This is a genomic window from Caballeronia catudaia, assembly GCF_001544755.2.
Taxonomy (GTDB): Bacteria; Pseudomonadota; Gammaproteobacteria; order Burkholderiales; family Burkholderiaceae; genus Caballeronia; species Caballeronia catudaia.
This window is the reverse complement of sequence record NZ_FCOF02000006.1, coordinates 258,434-275,735: the sequence shown is the minus strand read 5'-3', so window position 1 is coordinate 275,735 and position 17,302 is coordinate 258,434. Positions and strand designations below refer to the sequence as shown.

Annotated in this window: 18 protein-coding genes; 8 read left to right on the top strand and 10 right to left on the bottom strand. The window is 62.2% G+C overall.

The window, feature by feature from the left end; genetic code table 11:
* Window positions 1-110: 110 nt before the first annotated feature.
* The 4 genes from AWB75_RS09475 to AWB75_RS09460 all read right to left on the bottom strand — a co-directional run bounded on the left by AWB75_RS09475 (window position 111) and on the right by AWB75_RS09460 (window position 4,464).
* Window positions 111-1,415 (bottom strand): THUMP domain-containing class I SAM-dependent RNA methyltransferase, encoded by a 1,305-nt coding sequence (locus AWB75_RS09475; protein ID WP_061123809.1) that lies wholly within the window; start codon window positions 1,413-1,415, stop codon window positions 111-113.
* Window positions 1,416-1,540: 125 nt separating this feature from the next.
* Window positions 1,541-2,983: an NAD(P)(+) transhydrogenase (Re/Si-specific) subunit beta gene (locus tag AWB75_RS09470; protein WP_061123808.1), complete on the bottom strand. Its 1,443-nt coding sequence runs from the start codon at window positions 2,981-2,983 to the stop codon at window positions 1,541-1,543.
* Entirely contained in the window at window positions 2,984-3,304 is a 321-nt protein-coding gene (locus AWB75_RS09465; protein ID WP_061123807.1) for an NAD(P) transhydrogenase subunit alpha, read from the bottom strand.
* Window positions 3,305-3,318: 14 nt separating this feature from the next.
* On the bottom strand, window positions 3,319-4,464 hold the full coding sequence (locus AWB75_RS09460; protein WP_061123806.1) for a Re/Si-specific NAD(P)(+) transhydrogenase subunit alpha: 1,146 nt from the start codon (window positions 4,462-4,464) through the stop codon (window positions 3,319-3,321).
* 224 nt (window positions 4,465-4,688) lie between these two features.
* Here AWB75_RS09460 and AWB75_RS09455 point away from each other — a divergent pair, with 224 nt between their 5' ends.
* The 4 genes from AWB75_RS09455 (at window position 4,689) to AWB75_RS09440 (ending at window position 8,305) form a co-directional block, all read left to right on the top strand.
* The gene (locus tag AWB75_RS09455) at window positions 4,689-5,171 is read left to right on the top strand and encodes an NUDIX hydrolase (RefSeq protein WP_061123844.1); all 483 of its coding nucleotides are present in this window, start codon (window positions 4,689-4,691) and stop codon (window positions 5,169-5,171) included.
* Window positions 5,172-5,183: 12 nt separating this feature from the next.
* On the top strand, window positions 5,184-6,314 hold the full coding sequence (mnmA, locus tag AWB75_RS09450) for a tRNA 2-thiouridine(34) synthase MnmA (RefSeq protein WP_061123805.1): 1,131 nt from the start codon (window positions 5,184-5,186) through the stop codon (window positions 6,312-6,314).
* Between the two features lie 155 nt (window positions 6,315-6,469).
* Entirely contained in the window at window positions 6,470-7,027 is a 558-nt protein-coding gene (locus AWB75_RS09445; RefSeq protein ID WP_061123804.1) for a TetR/AcrR family transcriptional regulator, read from the top strand.
* Between the two features lie 243 nt (window positions 7,028-7,270).
* Window positions 7,271-8,305 (top strand): alpha/beta hydrolase, encoded by a 1,035-nt coding sequence (locus AWB75_RS09440; RefSeq protein WP_061123803.1) that lies wholly within the window; start codon window positions 7,271-7,273, stop codon window positions 8,303-8,305.
* A gap of 48 nt (window positions 8,306-8,353) precedes the next feature.
* Here AWB75_RS09440 and AWB75_RS09435 read toward each other — a convergent pair whose 3' ends face one another.
* The 5 genes from AWB75_RS09435 to AWB75_RS09415 all read right to left on the bottom strand — a co-directional run bounded on the left by AWB75_RS09435 (window position 8,354) and on the right by AWB75_RS09415 (window position 12,854).
* Complete coding sequence (locus AWB75_RS09435) at window positions 8,354-8,965, bottom strand: glutathione S-transferase family protein (RefSeq protein WP_200822952.1); 612 nt, start codon at window positions 8,963-8,965, stop codon at window positions 8,354-8,356.
* Between the two features lie 152 nt (window positions 8,966-9,117).
* Window positions 9,118-9,822, bottom strand: coding sequence for a PqiC family protein (locus AWB75_RS09430; RefSeq protein ID WP_061123802.1), 705 nt, complete (start codon window positions 9,820-9,822; stop codon window positions 9,118-9,120).
* Window positions 9,819-11,501 (bottom strand): PqiB family protein, encoded by a 1,683-nt coding sequence (locus tag AWB75_RS09425; protein ID WP_061123801.1) that lies wholly within the window; start codon window positions 11,499-11,501, stop codon window positions 9,819-9,821. The genes AWB75_RS09430 and AWB75_RS09425 overlap by 4 nt, the downstream gene beginning before the upstream one ends.
* Window positions 11,494-12,180, bottom strand: a complete 687-nt coding sequence (locus tag AWB75_RS09420) for a paraquat-inducible protein A (protein WP_061123800.1) — start codon at window positions 12,178-12,180, stop codon at window positions 11,494-11,496. The genes AWB75_RS09425 and AWB75_RS09420 overlap by 8 nt, the downstream gene beginning before the upstream one ends.
* The gene (locus tag AWB75_RS09415) at window positions 12,177-12,854 is read right to left on the bottom strand and encodes a paraquat-inducible protein A (protein WP_061123799.1); all 678 of its coding nucleotides are present in this window, start codon (window positions 12,852-12,854) and stop codon (window positions 12,177-12,179) included. The genes AWB75_RS09420 and AWB75_RS09415 overlap by 4 nt, the downstream gene beginning before the upstream one ends.
* 457 nt (window positions 12,855-13,311) lie before the next feature.
* On the opposite strand from AWB75_RS09415, the gene AWB75_RS09410 reads away from it, so the two are divergent.
* The 4 genes from AWB75_RS09410 to AWB75_RS09395 all read left to right on the top strand — a co-directional run bounded on the left by AWB75_RS09410 (window position 13,312) and on the right by AWB75_RS09395 (window position 16,251).
* Window positions 13,312-13,881, top strand: a complete 570-nt coding sequence (locus AWB75_RS09410; RefSeq protein WP_061123798.1) for a cytochrome b — start codon at window positions 13,312-13,314, stop codon at window positions 13,879-13,881.
* A 125-nt stretch (window positions 13,882-14,006) separates the two neighbouring features.
* Entirely contained in the window at window positions 14,007-14,564 is a 558-nt protein-coding gene (locus AWB75_RS09405; RefSeq protein ID WP_061123797.1) for a YceI family protein, read from the top strand.
* A gap of 51 nt (window positions 14,565-14,615) precedes the next feature.
* Window positions 14,616-15,194 (top strand): YceI family protein, encoded by a 579-nt coding sequence (locus tag AWB75_RS09400; protein ID WP_061123842.1) that lies wholly within the window; start codon window positions 14,616-14,618, stop codon window positions 15,192-15,194.
* Between the two features lie 184 nt (window positions 15,195-15,378).
* The gene (locus AWB75_RS09395; protein ID WP_061123796.1) at window positions 15,379-16,251 is read left to right on the top strand and encodes a DUF5672 family protein; all 873 of its coding nucleotides are present in this window, start codon (window positions 15,379-15,381) and stop codon (window positions 16,249-16,251) included.
* 89 nt (window positions 16,252-16,340) lie between these two features.
* On the opposite strand, the gene secF is transcribed toward AWB75_RS09395, so the two are convergent.
* Window positions 16,341-17,291 (bottom strand): protein translocase subunit SecF, encoded by a 951-nt coding sequence (gene secF, locus AWB75_RS09390; protein WP_061123795.1) that lies wholly within the window; start codon window positions 17,289-17,291, stop codon window positions 16,341-16,343.
* Window positions 17,292-17,302: the final 11 nt, after the last annotated feature.

Here is a 17,302-nt window from a genome sequence, read left to right as displayed (position 1 = left end):
GAAACGTGGCAGTCAAAGGAGCTAAATGTGTTACCCATGTCCTGACACACCTGTTACCCATGTCTCCGGTCTATACAGCCGCTGCATACTTGTTTCGAAGGCGGCGCGGCTTACTCGTCGGCGGGCCGGTTGCGCACGCTGCCCGCGATCAGATCGAAGCGGAAGAGACGGCATTCGAGCGCACCGTTGAAAAGCGGCGTTTTCGTCGATTCGCGGAGCCGCAGCATGCCCGGCAGCTTGCGGTCCGACGTGAGCACGTAGGCGCGCCAGCCGGGAAAACGCTGCTTGAGCGCGTTGCCGAAGTTGACGAAGAACTCCGTGTCGGCGGGATCGGGCTGCGCGCGGGCGAAGGCGTCGTCGTCTTCGCGGCGGGAGCGCGCCGTGTCGCGGATTTCGCCGCGCGGACCGCGTCCGCGCACTTCGATCCGTTCGCCGTACGGCGGATTCGCGACGAGGATGCCGGGTGCGTCGGTCGGCGGCGCCATGTTACGGGCGTCGACCTGCTTGAGCGACAGCCCGGAAACGCCCGCGCGGCTCAGGTTCGCGCGCGCTTTTTCGAGCATGTCGCCGGAGATGTCGCTGCCGAAGATATTCAGTTCGTTTTGCGCCGCGCGCGCGGCGCGGCGTTGTTCGAGCGCGGCCGTCTTGAGCTTTTGCCACATGCCGGGGTGAAACGGCTTGAGCTTCTCGAAGCCGAAGCGCCGCTCGCTGCCCGGCGCGATATCGAGCGCCGTTTGGGCTGCTTCGGCGAGGAAGGTGCCGCTGCCGCACATCGGATCGAAGAGCGGCGTGCCGGGCGTCCAGCCAGTGAGGCGCAGAATGCCCGCGGCGAGATTTTCCCGCAGCGGCGCGGCGCCTTTGTCCATGCGCCAGCCGCGCTTGAAGAGCGGCTCGCCGGAGGTGTCGAGATAGAGCGTGCACTCGTTCATCGTGAGGAACGCGAACACGCGTACATCGGGCTGGGCGGTGTCGATGCTCGGGCGCGCGCCGGCCACGTCGCGCAGCCGGTCGCAGACCGCGTCCTTCACGCGCAAGGTCGTGAATTCGAGGCTCTTCACCGGCGATTTGATTGCGGTGAGATCGACGCGCATCGTCTGGCTCGGCGTGAACCATTGCTCCCAGCGCTGGCGATGCGTCAGTTCGTAGATGTCGTGCTCGTTGCGATACGGGCCCTGCGCGACTTTCAAAAGCACGCGGCTCGCGATGCGCGAGTGCAGGTTCGCCGCCATGCCCGCGACCCAGCCGCCCCGGAAATGCACGCCGCCGGGCACTTGCGCGCCGACGACGAGCGATCCGCCACCCGACAGCGGTGCGCCTGACACATGCCGTTCACCGATCTCCGCAAGCTCGGCGGCGAGCGGCGCTTCAAGACCGCGCGGGCAGGGGACAAACCAGTCGAAGAGAGGGGAGGACATGTGGTGCTTTTCTGACGTTCAAAGGCGGTATTGTACGCGGGCGTTCGAAACGAAAGCGCCAGCCTCTATGAGAGCAGGCTGGCGCGGTTCATTCGGCGACCTCGATCGTGGCTACGCCATGATGCTCAATCCACCGCCTTCATCATCTCCTCGACGACCTTCTTCGCGTCCCCGAACACCATCATCGTTTTGTCCATATAGAACAGTTCGTTATCGAGACCGGCATAACCCGCGGCCATCGACCGCTTGTTCACGATGATCGTCCGTGCCTTGTACGCTTCGAGAATCGGCATCCCGGCAATCGGCGATTTCGGATCGGTCTTCGCGGCGGGATTCACCACGTCGTTCGCTCCGAGCACCAGCACCACATCCGTCTGGCCGAACTCGCTGTTGATGTCCTCCATCTCCTGGACCATCTCATAAGGCACTTCGGCTTCCGCGAGCAGCACGTTCATGTGCCCCGGCATGCGTCCCGCGACCGGGTGAATCGCGTACCGCACATCGATGCCTTTCTCGACCAGCTTGTCCGTCAGCTCCTTCAACGCGTGCTGCGCGCGGGCCACGGCAAGACCGTAACCCGGCACGATCACTACGCTTTCCGCGTTGCCGAGCATGAACGCGGCGTCATCGGCGGAACCGGATTTGACCGGACGTTGCTCCGTCGATCCGCCTGCCGTCGCGCCGCCCGCTTCGCCGCCGAACCCGCCGAGAATCACGTTGAAGAACGAGCGGTTCATCGCCTTGCACATGATGTACGACAGAATCGCACCCGACGAACCGACCAGCGAACCTGCGATGATCAGCATCGGATTGTTCAGCGAGAAGCCGATGCCCGCCGCCGCCCAGCCCGAATACGAGTTGAGCATCGACACGACCACGGGCATGTCCGCGCCGCCGATCGGAATGATGATGAGCACGCCCAGCGCGAACGCGATGATCGTCATGATGATGAACGGCAGCCACGATTGCGTGATCATGAAGATCACGCCGAAGCCGACCATCGCGACGGCGAGCAACAGGTTGATCAGATGCTGTCCCGAATACACGACCGGCGCGCCCTGAAACAGCCGGAACTTGTACTTGCCCGACAGCTTCCCGAACGCGATGACCGAACCGGAGAACGTGATCGCGCCGACGAACGTGCCGATGAACAACTCGACGCGATTGCCGTACGGAATCGGCTCGCCGAGCGGCGCGAGACCGAACGCGGCCGGCTCCGCAACGACGCCATACGCGATACACACCGCCGCGAGACCGATCAGCGAGTGCATCGCCGCGACCAGTTCGGGCATCTTCGTCATCTCGACTTTCGCCGCGATGTACGCGCCCGCGCCGCCGCCGACGATCAGCGCGACGAACAACAGCGACAAGCCCAGCGCCAGATTCGCTTCGAGATAAGCCGCCTGTTTAACGATCAGCGCGAGCGTGGTGAAGATGGCGATCGCCATACCCGCCATGCCGAACGTGTTGCCGATGCGCGCGGTCTTCGGATTGGACAAGCCCTTCAACGCCTGGATGAAGCACACCGAGGCGACGAGATAGAGGAGAGTAACGACGTTCAGGCTCATTTACGCACCCTCCTTGCTCGCGATCTTCTTGGGTTCTTTCTTCTTGAACATCTCGAGCATTCGCCTTGTGACGAGGAAGCCGCCGAACACGTTCACCGCCGCGAGCAGCACGGCGAGCGTGCCGAAGAACTTGCCCGCCACGCCGACGGTCAGGCCGACCGCGAGCATCGCGCCGACGATGACGATCGCCGAGATCGCGTTGGTCACGGCCATCAGCGGCGTATGCAGCGCGGGCGTGACGTTCCACACGACGTGATAGCCGACGTAAATGGCCAACACGAAGATGATGAGGTTGATCACCGTATGATTGATGACGTCCATGGCTCGTCTCCGTGTTATGCCGTGGCGCGCGCCACTTGACCGTCGCGGCACTGAAGCGTGGCCGCGACGATGTCGTCCGCGAGATCGATGTTGAGCGTGCCTTCCTTCGTCAGAATCAGCTTCAGGAAGTCCAGGAGATTGCGGGCGTAGAGCGCGGAGGCATCGGCGCCGACCATCGAAGCGAGATTCGTGTGGCCGACGATATGCACGCCGTGCTTCATCACCACTTGGTCGACTTCGGTGAGCGGGCAATTGCCGCCTTTCCTGCCTTCGAACTCGGGCCCGCGACCGGCGGCGAGATCGACGATCACGCTGCCCGGCTTCATGTGCTTCACCGTTTCGACGGAAATGAGCGTCGGCGCGGGACGGCCGGGAATCAGCGCCGTCGAGATGACGATGTCCGCGGCCTTCGCACGTTCGTGCACTTGCGCCGCCTGCCGCGCGAGCCAGCTTGGCGGCATCGGGCGCGCGTAACCGCCGACGCCGACCGCCGCCTCGCGTTCTTCTTCGGTTTCGAAGGGCACGTCGACGAACTTCCCGCCGAGCGATTCGATTTGCTCTTTTACAGCCGGACGCACGTCGGACGCTTCGACGACCGCGCCGAGACGCTTGGCCGTCGCGATCGCCTGCAGGCCCGCCACGCCCGCGCCGAGCACGAGCACGCGCGCCGCTTTCACGGTGCCGGCGGCGGTCATCAGCATCGGCATGAAGCGTTGGTAATACTGGCAGGCCATCAGCACCGCCTTGTAGCCGGCGATGTTGGCCTGCGACGAGAGCACGTCCAGGCTTTGCGCGCGCGTCGTGCGCGGCGCGGCTTCGAGCGCGAACGCGGTCACGTTCGCGGACGCGAGACGCGCGGTGTTCTCCGTGTTGAAGGGGTCGAGCATGCCGATGAGCACGGCGCCCGGTTTGAGCATCGCGAGTTCGCTTTCGCTCGGCGATTGCACCTTGAGGACGATTTCGGCGGAAAAGGCCGTGGCCGCATCGACGAGATCCGCGCCCGCCTGAGCGAACGCATCGTCGATATAACTTGCCGGCAAGCCCGCGCCGCTCTGGACAGAAACGCGATGTCCTTGCGTGACGAGCTTTTTGACCGTTTCGGGCGTGGCGGCGACGCGCGCCTCGTTCGCCCGCGTTTCAGCAGGCACTCCAATATGCATCTTCAATTCTCCTGTCTTTGTTGCCTTCTTCACCCGGGCAAGGCTTAGGAAGGCTTAAGGCTGAGTTTTTATTTCAAATGCTGGAACTTACGGCTATCGCAACTGTAACCGAAGAATGCGCGCGCAAGAGTCCGATCCGGCACTCGTTCCGTTTTGCCCACAGTCGGCGCTTACCCTTAGGGCGGATGCGCGTGATCTGTGCGGGGACGGTAAAATATCTCACCATGAAATCAGTTACTTGGGCCCCCCACGTTACGGTGGCTGCCATCATCGAGCGCGACGGGCGTTTTCTCGTCATCGAGGAGCACACCTCCGCAGGGCTGCGAATCAACCAACCGGCCGGTCATCTGGAAGCGGGCGAAACGCTCGTCGAAGCCGTGGTGCGCGAAACGCTGGAAGAAACCGCGCATCGCTTCGAGCCGGAGGCGCTCGTCGGTACGTATATGACGCACTTCGAGCGGCCAGGCCGCGGCGTCACGTATCTGCGTTTCACGTTCTGCGGCAGGTCGTCGGGAGAAGAGTCCGGTCGTTCGCTCGACGAAGGCATCGTGCGCGCGATGTGGCTAACCGCCGGCGAGTTGCGGGCGTCGGCGAGCCAGCATCGGACGCCGCTCGTCATGCAGTGTGTCGACGATTATTTATCCGGGCGGCGTGTGCCGCTCGACTTCATTCATACGCATTCGGTCGCGCCGGTCGTGCGGAGCTGAGGCGTTTTTTCTATGAGCAAGCGAAGAGTGGTGGTAGGCATGTCGGGCGGCGTCGACTCGTCCGTGACGGCATGGCTTCTGAAGGAGCAGGGCTACGACGTGGTCGGCCTCTTCATGAAAAACTGGGAAGACGATGACGACGGCGAATACTGCTCGACGCGACAAGACTGGATCGACGTCGTCTCGGTGGCGGACCTGATCGGCATCGATGTCGAGGCGGTCAATTTCGCCGCCGAATACAAGGACCGTGTGTTCGCGGAATTCCTGCGCGAATACTCGGCGGGCCGCACGCCCAATCCCGACGTGCTCTGTAACGCCGAAATCAAGTTCAAGGCGTTTCTCGACCACGCGATGTCGCTCGGCGCGGAAAACATCGCGACGGGACACTACGCTCGCGTGCGCGAGCAGGACGGCCTCTTCCAGTTGCTCAAGGCGACCGATTCGACGAAGGACCAGTCGTACTTCCTGCATCGGCTGAATCAGGCGCAACTGTCGAACACGCTCTTTCCGCTCGGCGAGATTCCGAAGACGAAGGTGCGCGAGATCGCCGCGCAGATCGGCCTGCCGAACGCGAAGAAGAAGGATTCAACCGGCATCTGCTTCATTGGCGAACGGCCGTTCCGCGAATTTCTGAACCGCTACCTGCCGACGAAACCCGGTCCAATGAAAACGGCCGAGGGCAAGATCGTCGGCGAGCATATCGGGCTGGCGTTCTATACGTTCGGGCAGCGCAAGGGCATCGGCATCGGCGGCGCAAAGGACGGCAGCGGCGAGCCGTGGTTCGTCGCCGGCAAGGACATGGCGACGAATACGCTCTACGTCGTGCAGGGACACGACCATCCGTGGCTATTGTCGCCCACGCTCGTCGCGGGCAACGCGAGCTGGGTCGCGGGTTTCGCGCCGGAAGAGGGCGCGGTGTGCGGTGCAAAGACGCGCTATCGGCAACAGGATGCCGCGTGCCGTTTCGCGAATGCCGACGACGGCCGCTTCGCGCTTCGTTTCGACGACGCACAATGGGCCGTTACGCCGGGGCAATCTGCCGTGTTGTATCGAGGCGATGTGTGTCTGGGCGGCGGCATCATCGAGCACGCGGCGGTGGGCGACGAATCGGTGCAAGCCGCGGTGCTTTCCGCTGCGCGCTAGCTTCTCCGATAGCATTCGAACGCTACGAGCCCTGACTTCGGTCGGGGCTTATCTTTTTCCTATCGAGCCGATAAAAACTTTTTTGATACAAGCGCTTGACCGTCTATCTAGTGATAGATAAATTACGCATATCGAATGCAGGGACAATCACGGAAATGGATAGGAACACCGTACGCGAGGCGCTGCTGGACCACGCTCAAACGCTGTTGATGACGCGCGGCTACAACGGTTTCAGCTACCGCGACTTGTCCGAACTGGTGGGCGTGAAGACATCGAGCATTCACTATTACTTTCCGACCAAGGAAGACCTCGCGCTCGAAGCGGTGAACGCGTACAGCGCGGACGTAATGTCGTCGATATACGCGATCGACAGCTCCGCGCCGGCCGACAAGAAGCTCGATCGATACACAAAGCTATTCGGGCGGATTATCGGCGGGGGTAACCAGATTTGCCTGTGCGGCATGCTTGCGGCCGACATCGAATCGTTACCCGAAAGGGTGCGGCACGCGGTGCAGTCGTTCTACAAGGCGAACGAGAACTGGCTGGCGAAAGTGCTCGCGGAAGGCGAGGCGCAGGACACGCTCGACGCCGGCAAAAATCCCGAAGCCGCGGCGCGCACGCTGTACGCGGCGTTTCAGGGCAGTTTGCTCGCCTGCCGCCTGTTTCAGACGCGTACACGGCTGGAAGAAGTCGCGAACGCTGTACGCCGGTAGGCAACCCTGTGGATAACCTTGTGTAAATCGAGTGAATTAGCGTTTGAAAATCTACCTTTGGGTAGATAGATTTTGGCGGTTAAAGCTGCCGATTGCTCGGTTGCCAGTTCCATCAGTCGATTCGGCTTCTCCGAAGCGCAAATGCTCCAGATCGCACGTTATTTGTTTCAAGCGTGATGATTTATCTATCTAGTAGTAGATGTATTCGAATGTTCAAACTTGACTGAGAAAAGGAGTGCCTCAATGAAAAAGCTCAAAGCCGCCGCCATCTTAACCGCCGTTGCAACTGCCGTGTTGACGCAGCCGGCCGCGCATGCGGAAACCGCCGCGCCCGTCCTCGAACCAGTAACGCAACAATTCATCGACGCTCTCGCCGCGAAGAACGCACCGCCGATTTACACGCTCTCGCCTGCGGACGCGCGCAACGTGCTTGCCGGCGCTCAAGCGCAGCCGATAAAAAAACAGGCAGCGAAGGTCGAGGATCGCGTGATCGAAGCCGGACCGACCGGAAAGATCGCGCTGCGCATCGTGCGGCCCGAACACGCGAAGGGCGCGCTGCCGGTCGTCATGTACTTCCACGGCGGCGGCTGGGTGCTCGGCGATAAAGACACACATGATCGCCTCGTGCGCGAAATCGCTAACGGCGCGCAGGCGGAGGTCGTGTTCGTTGATTATGACCGCTCGCCGGAAACGAAATATCCGGTGCCGATCGAACAGGCATACGCGGCGACGCGCTACGTCGCTGACCACGCGCGCGAATTCAACGTCGATGCGTCGCGCATGGCGGTGGCGGGCGACAGCGTCGGCGGCAACATGACGGCGGCCGTCACGCTGCTCGCGAAAGAACGCGGCGGCCCGAAGCTGCGCGCGCAAGTCTTGTTCTATCCGGTGACGGACGCCAGTTTCGATGATGCCTCGTACACCCAGTTCGCGAACGGCCCGTGGCTCACGCGCGACGCGATGAAGTGGTTCTGGGACGCCTACGCGCCGAACGCTGCCGACCGCGCGAAGGTCACCGCATCGCCGCTGCGCGCGAGCCTCGATGAATTGAAGGGATTGCCGCCCGCGCTCGTCATCACCGACGAAAACGACGTGCTGCGCGACGAAGGCGAGGCATATGCGCGCAAGCTGACGCAGGCCGGCGTGCCGGTCACGTCGGTGCGTTACAACGGCACGATCCACGACTTCGTGATGCTCAACGCGCTGGCCGACACGCCCGCAACGCGTGCGGCCATCGATCAGGCGAACGCGACGCTCAAAGCCGCGCTGAAGAAGTAAGCGTGAGACGACGCTCCCGCCGCGTGCGGGAGCGCATCGTCGTGCGGCTCAGGCGGGGGCGGTATCGATGAACGACGGGCGCTGCGAAATGCGCGCGAAGTATTTGTCGAGATTCGGATGTGCGTCGCGCCAGTTCAGATCCGGCATGCGGAAGTCGAGATAGCCGAGCGTGCAGCCGCACGCGATGTCCGCGAGCGTGAAGCGGTTCGCCGAGCACCATTGCTTCGAGCCGAGGCCGCGCGCCATCGCGCGCAAGCCGTCTTCCACCTTGCGATGCTGACGCGCCGTCCACTTTTCGCTGCGGTGCGCCTCTTCGCGCACCACGCCTTCGAGCCGGATCAGCACGGCGGCATCGAGCATGCCGTCGGCGAGCGCTTCCCAGCAACGCACTTCGGTGCGCTCGCGCCGCTCCTGCGGCAAGAGCTTGCCGACCGGGGTGAGCGTGTCCACGTACTCGCAGATGACGCGCGAATCGAATACCGCTTCGCCGTCGTCGAGAATGAGGCAGGGCACTTTGCCGAGCGGGTTGTAATCGTGAATCTTCGAATCGGATGCCCAGACGTCCTCGAGCACCAGTTCGCAATCGATTTTCTTTTCCGCCATGACGATTCGTACCTTGCGGACGAACGGGCTGGGGTGCGAACCGATCAGTTTCATCATCTATTCTTCGCTGTTGATTCGGAATGCGGGCGACGACGATCTTAACCGGGCGCGCACGAACCATCGGCAATTTAGAGATGGAGGCAGACGACAATGTCGCCTGCCCACAACATGAGACGCCGCGCCCGGCGCGATGCCGGGCGCGGCGCGGATCATGGCGCGCTGGCCGTCGTCGCGGCGCTTGCGGCAGGGCACGGCAGCACCGGCACGGACGCTGGCTTCGTGACCGCGCCACTCTTGCCCTTCGCGACCGCGGCGGGCGCGCTCGCTGTCGTGCGCGGCAGCGAGCCCAGGCTGCGCACGCCTGCGGAGATCGCCGACGCGAGTTCGTCGACGGCCTTGCGATGGCCATCCACGAGCGCGTCGTAGCCCGAGCCTACGCGTTCCTGCGCGACGGTCCGGCAGGTCAGCACAGTGTCCGATCCGGCGGCGCGCACGCTCCACACCGCGTCGATCACGGCTTGCGAATCCGGCCAGGATTCGAAGCGCTGCACGTTCACCTTCACGCGATAGACCGGCACCGCGTCCGGATGCGGCGTGCCGTAGACATCGATCGCACCCAGTTGCTGCGTGAGATCGGCCGATAGCGCGCGACGCACTTCGTCGCCGGGCAGCGATGCCCAGCGCTCTTCTTCCAGCACGCGCACCTGCGCGGGGCTCGTCTGCACCACCAACTGATTTTTCGCGACCTGCTGCGGCATGTCCACGGGCGCAAGCTCGAAATAGAACGAAGCCGGCGCGGACGACACGGGCCGCGCGTCACTGCTGCCGAGCGTATAGAAACGGCTCGTCGGCGAGGCGCAGGCGGCGAGCACCGCCGCCGCGCCCAAGGTCGTTATCAACGAGCCGAACTTCATGGTTTGTCTCCCGATTTACCACGCACGAGCGATTCCGGATGGCGCTCCAGATAATCGGCGAGCGAATTGAGCGATTGAAGCGTGCGCGTGAGTTCCTGCAACGCCTGATGCACGTCCGATTGCAACGGCGAGTCCTGCTGCAGCGTCGATCGCGCTTCGCCGAAGGTCTGCTTCGCCTGCGTGAGCGTGTCTCGCATCTCCGGCATGACTTCCTTGTCGAGGCGGTCGAACAGCGCGTTTGCGTTCTTCAGCGAGCCGTTCAGGTTCGTGCCGATCTCGTCGAACGGAATCTTGTCGATCTTGCGAGCGATATCCGCGATCTGCAGTTGAAGTTCGTCGAGCGTGTTCGGCACAGTGGGAAATTCGAGCGGATCCGCAGTGCCGTTCACCTTGACGGCCGGCGCCTTCGGGAAGAAGTCGAGCGCGACATACAACTGGCTCGTCAACAGGTTGCCGGTGCGCAACTGCGCGCGCAGGCCGCGATTCACGAGCATTTGCAACAGGTCCTGGCTCGCCTGGGTGCCCTGTTCCGGGAGCACCTGCTTCGCGCGCCTGCCGAGCCGGTCCGGATAGAGATCGATCGTGACCGGCATTCTGAACGAACGCGATTTCTGATCGTATTGCACGCCGATGCCTGTCACCTGACCGAGCACGATGCCGCGGAAATCGACCGGAGCGCCGACCGAGAGCCCGCGCAGCGACTGATTGAAATTCATCACGACGTGCACGGCCTGGCCGTCGGGATCGCGCATCGCGTCGGACTGATCGCCGGCGAGACGGAAGGTCGTGTTGTTCTGCGCCTGTGGCCCCGACTGCTGGTTGGGCGGCGTCTGGAACGCGATGCCGCCCAGCACGACGGTCGTGAGCGATTGCGTGTTGAGCGTGAAGCCGCTCGAATCGAGCCGCAGATCGACGCCGCTCGCATGCCACCATCGCGAATTGGTGCCGACGTACTGATCGTACGGCGCGGTGACGAACACCTGCAGCGTGACGCCGGTGCCGTCCTTGTCGAGCGAAAACCCGACGACCTGGCCCACCTGCACGCGCCGGTAATATACCGGCGAGCCGATATCGAGCGAGCCGAGCGATTCGCCATGCAGCGTGAAGGTGTGGCCCTTCTGGTCGCCGGTGACGCCGGGCGGCCCTTCGAGGCCGACGAAATGCGTCTGGTCGTCGGTCGATCTGCCCGCATCGACGCCGATGTATGCGCCGGACAGAAGCGTCGACAAACCGCTCACGCCGCTCGCCGCCACGCGCGGACGCACGACCCAGAAGCGCGTGTCCTTCACGGCGAAGTCGGTGGCTTCCTTCGTGAGCAGCACGTCGACGAGCACGCGCGAATGATCCTTCGACAACGTGATGGTCTTGACCGTGCCGATATCGACGTCCTTGAACTTCACCTTGGTCTTGCCGGGCTCGAGGCCTTCCGCGGAGACAAAGCTGATGGTGATGGTCGGTCCGCGGCTCGACACCGTCTTCACGACGAGAATCACGCCGATCAGCGCCGCGACGAGCGGAATAACCCACACGAGCGAGGGCAGCCAGCGGCTGCGCGGCTCGATTACGGGCTCCGGGAGATTCGGCGGCAGTCCGCCGCCTTTGCCTTTGTCGCCTGCGTCGCCGTTTCCGGACGGCGGCGCGGGCTGCTTCGGGTCGTTCGGACCTTGGGCACTAGTCATATTTCTTTCCTGACGGTTCTATGTTGTCCCAGATGAGGCGCGGGTCGAATTGCATGGACGCGATCATCGTCAGCACGACGACCGATGCGAACGCGAGCGCGCCGGGGCCTGGCGTGATGACGGCGAGCGACTTGAAGCGCACTAGCGCGATGGTGAGCGTGATCACGAAGACATCGAGCATCGACCAGCGGCCGATGCCCTCGACGATCCGAAAGAGCGTCGTGCGCTGACGCGGCCGCCATTGCGATCGCCGCTGCACGCTGATGACGAGAAAGCTGAGCGTGACGAGCTTCAACATCGGCACGAGAATGCTGGCGATGAAGATCACGGCGGCGAGCGGATAGTCGCCGTCGTTCCAGAAGAGCGCGACGCCGCTCATGATGGTGTCGTCCTCGGAACCGAGAATGGACGACGTATGCATGATCGGAAACAGATTCGCGGGGATATAGAGAATCGCCGCGCTGATGAGCAGCGCCCACGTGCGCGCGATGCTATCGGGATGGCGCCGGTGCACGACCGCGTCGCAGCGCGTGCAGCGCTGCTTCTCGATGGTGCGCGCGAGCGGCTGCACGAGCCCGCACGCGTGGCACGACACGACTTGCGCGCGCGAGGCTGTCGTGTAGTTCGGCTGCGGCGCGCTAGCGTCGGCGCCTGCCGGCTGGTCGATGGGGTCGCTCATTGCTTTTGCCTCGTGGCGGGGCGCATGGTCTCGGACTGCGTGCCGCTAACGGCCTTGCGCGGGCCGAGTCTGCCGGCGATGTCCCACAGCGCGCGCGGATCGAAGCTCACGACGACCGCAAACATCAACGTGAGCGCGCCGAACGCGAAGAGCGCCGCCTCGGGAATCACGCGCGCGATGCTCACCATCTTCACGAGCGTGACGAGCACGCCGAGCATGAAGACCTCGATCATTCCCCACGGACGCACGAACTGAATCGCGCGCAGGACCGCATGCAAGCCCGGCGGCACGTAACCCGAGCGCAGCGGAATCAGCACGTAGAGCAGCGCGATCAGCTCGCACAGCGGGAAAAGAATCGTCGAACAGAAGACGAGGACCGCCATGATCTCCATCTGCTCGTTCCACAGCGCGACGATTGCGCCGATGAGCGTGGTCTGCGACGTGAGACCGTTGGCGTCCAGCTCGACGATGGGAAAGCCCTGCGCGATCACGAACGTGACGAGTGCGGCGAGCGTCATCGCGGAGATCTTGTCGAGGTTCGACGAGATGCTTCGATAGAGCAGCGATCCGCAGCGCGGACACTTGGCCGATGTGCGCCGAGGCAATGCAAGTTTGTGAAAAAGCGCGTCGCATTCGTGACACGCGATAAGTTCGTCCGGTTCGTTCGCGTTCATGGTCGAGGCCCGAGGCGTGTCGAGCGTATGTTTCGGACGCCGCGAGAACCGGCTCCGACGGAGCTTAGCAAGCAGCAGGCCAGCGCAAAGGGTAGCAGCATGGTATCAAATGGCGGGTCGGCGACGGATTGGACAGGACGCTTCGTTACAGACGGAATGAAACCGCTCGTCCGCTCGTTAATACATCAATGCCGGAATGCCGTGCCGTTCACGCCGCCTCTTCGCGCTTCATCGACCGTTGCACGCGTGGAATAGTTCGTTGCATGCGCGGCACGCGAGGCGCCGTGGCGCGTCCCGAAGCCCGCAAAGCCCCGCCCGGCGTGGCTCTGCGTGCTTGCGAGCCCCTCCATACGTGCGCTGGCAATTCGTTATCGTTGAGGTAGCATGGCGGCCTTGGATACTTGTCATCGGCTGATGACAAGCAGGGAAACCATTGAACACATTGGGTGAAAGCAATATGGAAAGCAGTGCGCGCATCGCGGCGACAGCGCCGGCGCAACGCTACGGCGCCACGGCAATCGGCCTGCACTGGCTGACCGCGTTGTTGATCGTGGGCGGCTTCTGGCTCGGCTGGATCATGACCGACATCCCGGGCATCACGCCGACGAAGCTCAAGTACTTCTCGTGGCACAAGTGGATCGGCGTGACGGTGTTCGCGCTCGCGTTGCTGCGCCTCGTCTGGCGCGCGACGCACCCGACGCCGCCGATGCCCGATGGCATGCCGCGCTGGCAGCAGGGCGCGGCGAATCTCACGCATTTCCTGCTCTATGTGCTGATGTTGGTCATTCCCGCGTCGGGCTATCTGTACAGCTCGGCCGCGGGGATTCAGGTGGTGTACCTCGGCGTGCTTCCGTTGCCGACGATCATCGGTCCGGACAAGGCGCTGAAGGCGACGCTGCGCATCGTGCATGTGGCGCTGAACTACACGCTGCTGTTCTTCGTGGTCATGCACGTGCTCGCGGCGCTGAAGCACCATTTCGTCGATAGGGACGGCCTGCTCGGGCGCATGCTGCCGTTTCTCCGATAAGTACGTCGATTGTTTCTTGGCCGTTGGCAGGACGTTTCCCGGCGGCTGATTGTTCTTGCGTTCTTTTGATTTCCAATACCGGTTTGTTCATCGAAACCGTTTCGAATCGTTTCAATAGGGCACACATGAAAGTGAAACTCAATCGTTGGATGCTGGCCACGGCAGCTTCGCTTGCTCTCGCGGCCGGCGCGCATGCGCAGGTGGACGTGAGCAAGAGCACGGTGATCGCCACGTCGAAGCAGATGAACGTGCCCACCGATGGCAAGTTCAACAAGTTCACCGCGCAGATCGCGTTCGATCCGGCGAAGCCGACAGCGGGCACGGCGAGCATCACGATCGACATCGGCAGCTATGACCTCGGCGACGACGAGTACAACAAGCAGGTGCGCGGCGCGGAATGGTTCGACGCGGCCAAGTACCCGACCGCGACCTTCGTCTCCAGCGCGATCGCGCCTGCGGGCGGGAACAAGTACAACGTCACGGGCAAGATCACGATCAAGGGCAAGTCGCAGACGCTCACGGTGCCGGTGACGGTCACGCAGCAGGGCGCGACGGAAACCTTCGACGGCTCGCTGCCGATCAAGCGCACCCAGTTCGATGTCGGAACGGGCGAATGGAAGGACACGTCGATCGTGGCGGACGACGTCGTCATCAAGTTTCACATCGTTGCCGCGAAGAAGTGAGCGGCGCATATTTCGCGTATCTGCGCATATTTGGTTAGTCAGGAGAACAACTTGAAAAAGCTTTCGATCATCGCTGCGGGCGCGCTCGCAATGGGTCTTTCATTCAGCGCGTTTGCGGCCGACACGTATCAGCTCGATCCGAACCACACTTATCCGAGCTTCGAAGCGGATCACTTCGGCGGCGTGTCGACGTGGCGCGGCAAGTTCAACAAGAGCAGCGGCACCGTCGTGCTCGATCGCGCGGCGAAGACCGGCACGGTCGACGTGACCATCGACGTCGCATCGGTGAATACCGGCAACGTGAAGCTGGACGAGCATCTGCAGAAGGCAGAATTCTTCGATGTCGCGAAGTTCCCGACGGCCGTGTACAAGGGCACGTCGATCAAATTCGACGGCGACAAGCCTTCGGAAGTGATCGGCACGTTGACGATGCACGGCGTGACCAAGCCGATCAACCTGAAGGTCGAAAGCTTCAAGTGCTTCGTCAACCCGATGATGAAGAAGGAAGTGTGCGGCGTGGAAGCAACGACGACCTTCGATCGCGGCGACTTCGGGATGGATTACGGCAAGGCTTATGGGTTCAGTCTGAAGACGGTGCTGCATATTCAGGCGGAAGGGGTGAAGCAGTAAGTTTGCGCTTCACGTCGCTTGGAGAGGAGGCTTCGCGTGTCATGCGCGAAGCCTTTTTTGTGGATGAAATTTGGCAGCTTCTAATCGCCGCCCGACATTTCGATGATAGTCTGGGAATACGCTTTGGCTTGGCCTGCGTTGCGTCGGCGAAAAGGCCAAAATTGATCTGTATGGCAAATTCACTATGGGCCATGAACTTCGTCCCGATCTGCGGAGCGTAACCGTCTGTGCAGTCGATTCGCTCAATCCTCGGCTCGCCGCGCGCGCATTGAAGATCTCGAGTTCGCACTGTTCCTTCGGCGATGTCGTGCTTTTCACACATGAAGACATTGAGACCGAAGCGCGGATCGTGCGGACGCCCCACATCACATCACACAAGCAATACAGCGATTTCGTGCTGAAGGAAGTCATTCAGCATATCCACACGCCCTGGGTTCTTCTCATTCAGTGGGATGGTTACGTCGTCGATCCGTCCGCGTGGCGTGCGGAGTTCTTCGACTACGACTACATAGGCGCGCGTTGGCCATGGTGCGAGGACGGTATGTCGGTCGGAAACGGGGGATTTTCATTGCGCTCTGCAAAGCTGATGCGTCTCATCGCCAGCGACGCATTTCCCCTGCGCGAGCGCATCCACGAAGATGAATTCATCGGCCGCATTTGCCGACCGATTCTCGAGGCCGAGCACGGCATTCGCTTCGCACCGGACGAAGTAGCCGACCGGTTCTCATATGAGCACACCCAACCTGGCGGACCGACATTCGGATTTCACTCGCCTCACAATCTGTTTCGCCATATCAGTGATTCTGAACTGCGCGAATTGCTTCAGCTTGCGCACCCGAGCACGATTTCGGCGGACTCCATGATTGCGTTGTTCGGCAACTATCTCGCTGGCGGGAAGTTCGCGGCTGCGCAGATCCTGTACTCCCGTATGCGGGGGACGGTGAGCGCGGACTATATCCGGGGCAAACTGATCGGACTCAATGCGCCCCGAGACTTCGCACAGTACTGGGTGTTGCTCTGCGAGACCGCGTTCGGCAGGAAGAACATCCAGCGGTAGCGTCCCGTACCCCTCGTCGCCGGCAATAAAAAACGGGCCTGTCCATAAAGACAGGCCCGTTGTTTTTCAATCGATGAGACGCTACGACTTCAAACCTGCGCGCCCGCATTCGGATCGTTCGGATCGAACTTGTCCTTCCTGTCCTTCACGAGATCCTCGCGCTTCACGCCGAACCACATCGCGAGCGCCGCCGCGACGAACACCGACGAGTAGATACCGAACAGAATACCAACGGTGAGCGCCAGCGCGAAGTAATGCAGTGTCGGGCCGCCGAAGAAGAACATCGACAGCACCATCATTTCCGTACAGCCGTGGGTGATGATGGTTCGCGACATCGTGCTCGTTATCGCGTGGTCGATCACTTCCTTGACCGTCATCTTGCGCTGCTTGCGGAACGTCTCGCGAATCCGGTCGAAGATAACCACCGACTCGTTCACCGAATAGCCGAGCACCGCCAGAATCGCCGCCAGCACCGACAGCGAGAACTCCCACTGGAAGTAGGCGAAGAAGCCGAGAATGATCACCACGTCGTGCAGATTCGCGATGATGCCCGCCACCGCATACTTCCATTCAAAGCGGAACGACAGGTAAATGACGATGCCGATCACCACGCACGCGAGCGCGAGCAGGCCGTTCGTGACGAGCTCCTTGCCCACCTGCGGCCCGACGAACTCCACGCGCTGCAATTTCACTTGCGCGTTGTCGGCCTTGAGCGCGGTCATCACCTGTTCGCTTTGCTGTGCGGACGTCAGGCCTTGCTTGAGCGGCAGACGAATCAGAACGTCCTGCGACGTGCCAAAGTTCTGCACCTGTGCGTCGGGATAGCCGAGCCTGCCCATCGACGCGCGCACCGGCTCGAGCTGGGCGGCTTGCGGATATTGCACTTCGACGACTGTGCCGCCGGTGAATTCCACCGACAGATGCAGGCCGCGATGCATGAGGAAAAACACCGCGACGAGGAACGTCACGAGCGAAATCACGTTGAAAATCAACGCGCGCTCCATGAACGGCAAGTCGCGGCGGATGCGGAAGAATTCCATTTGCTTTTTTC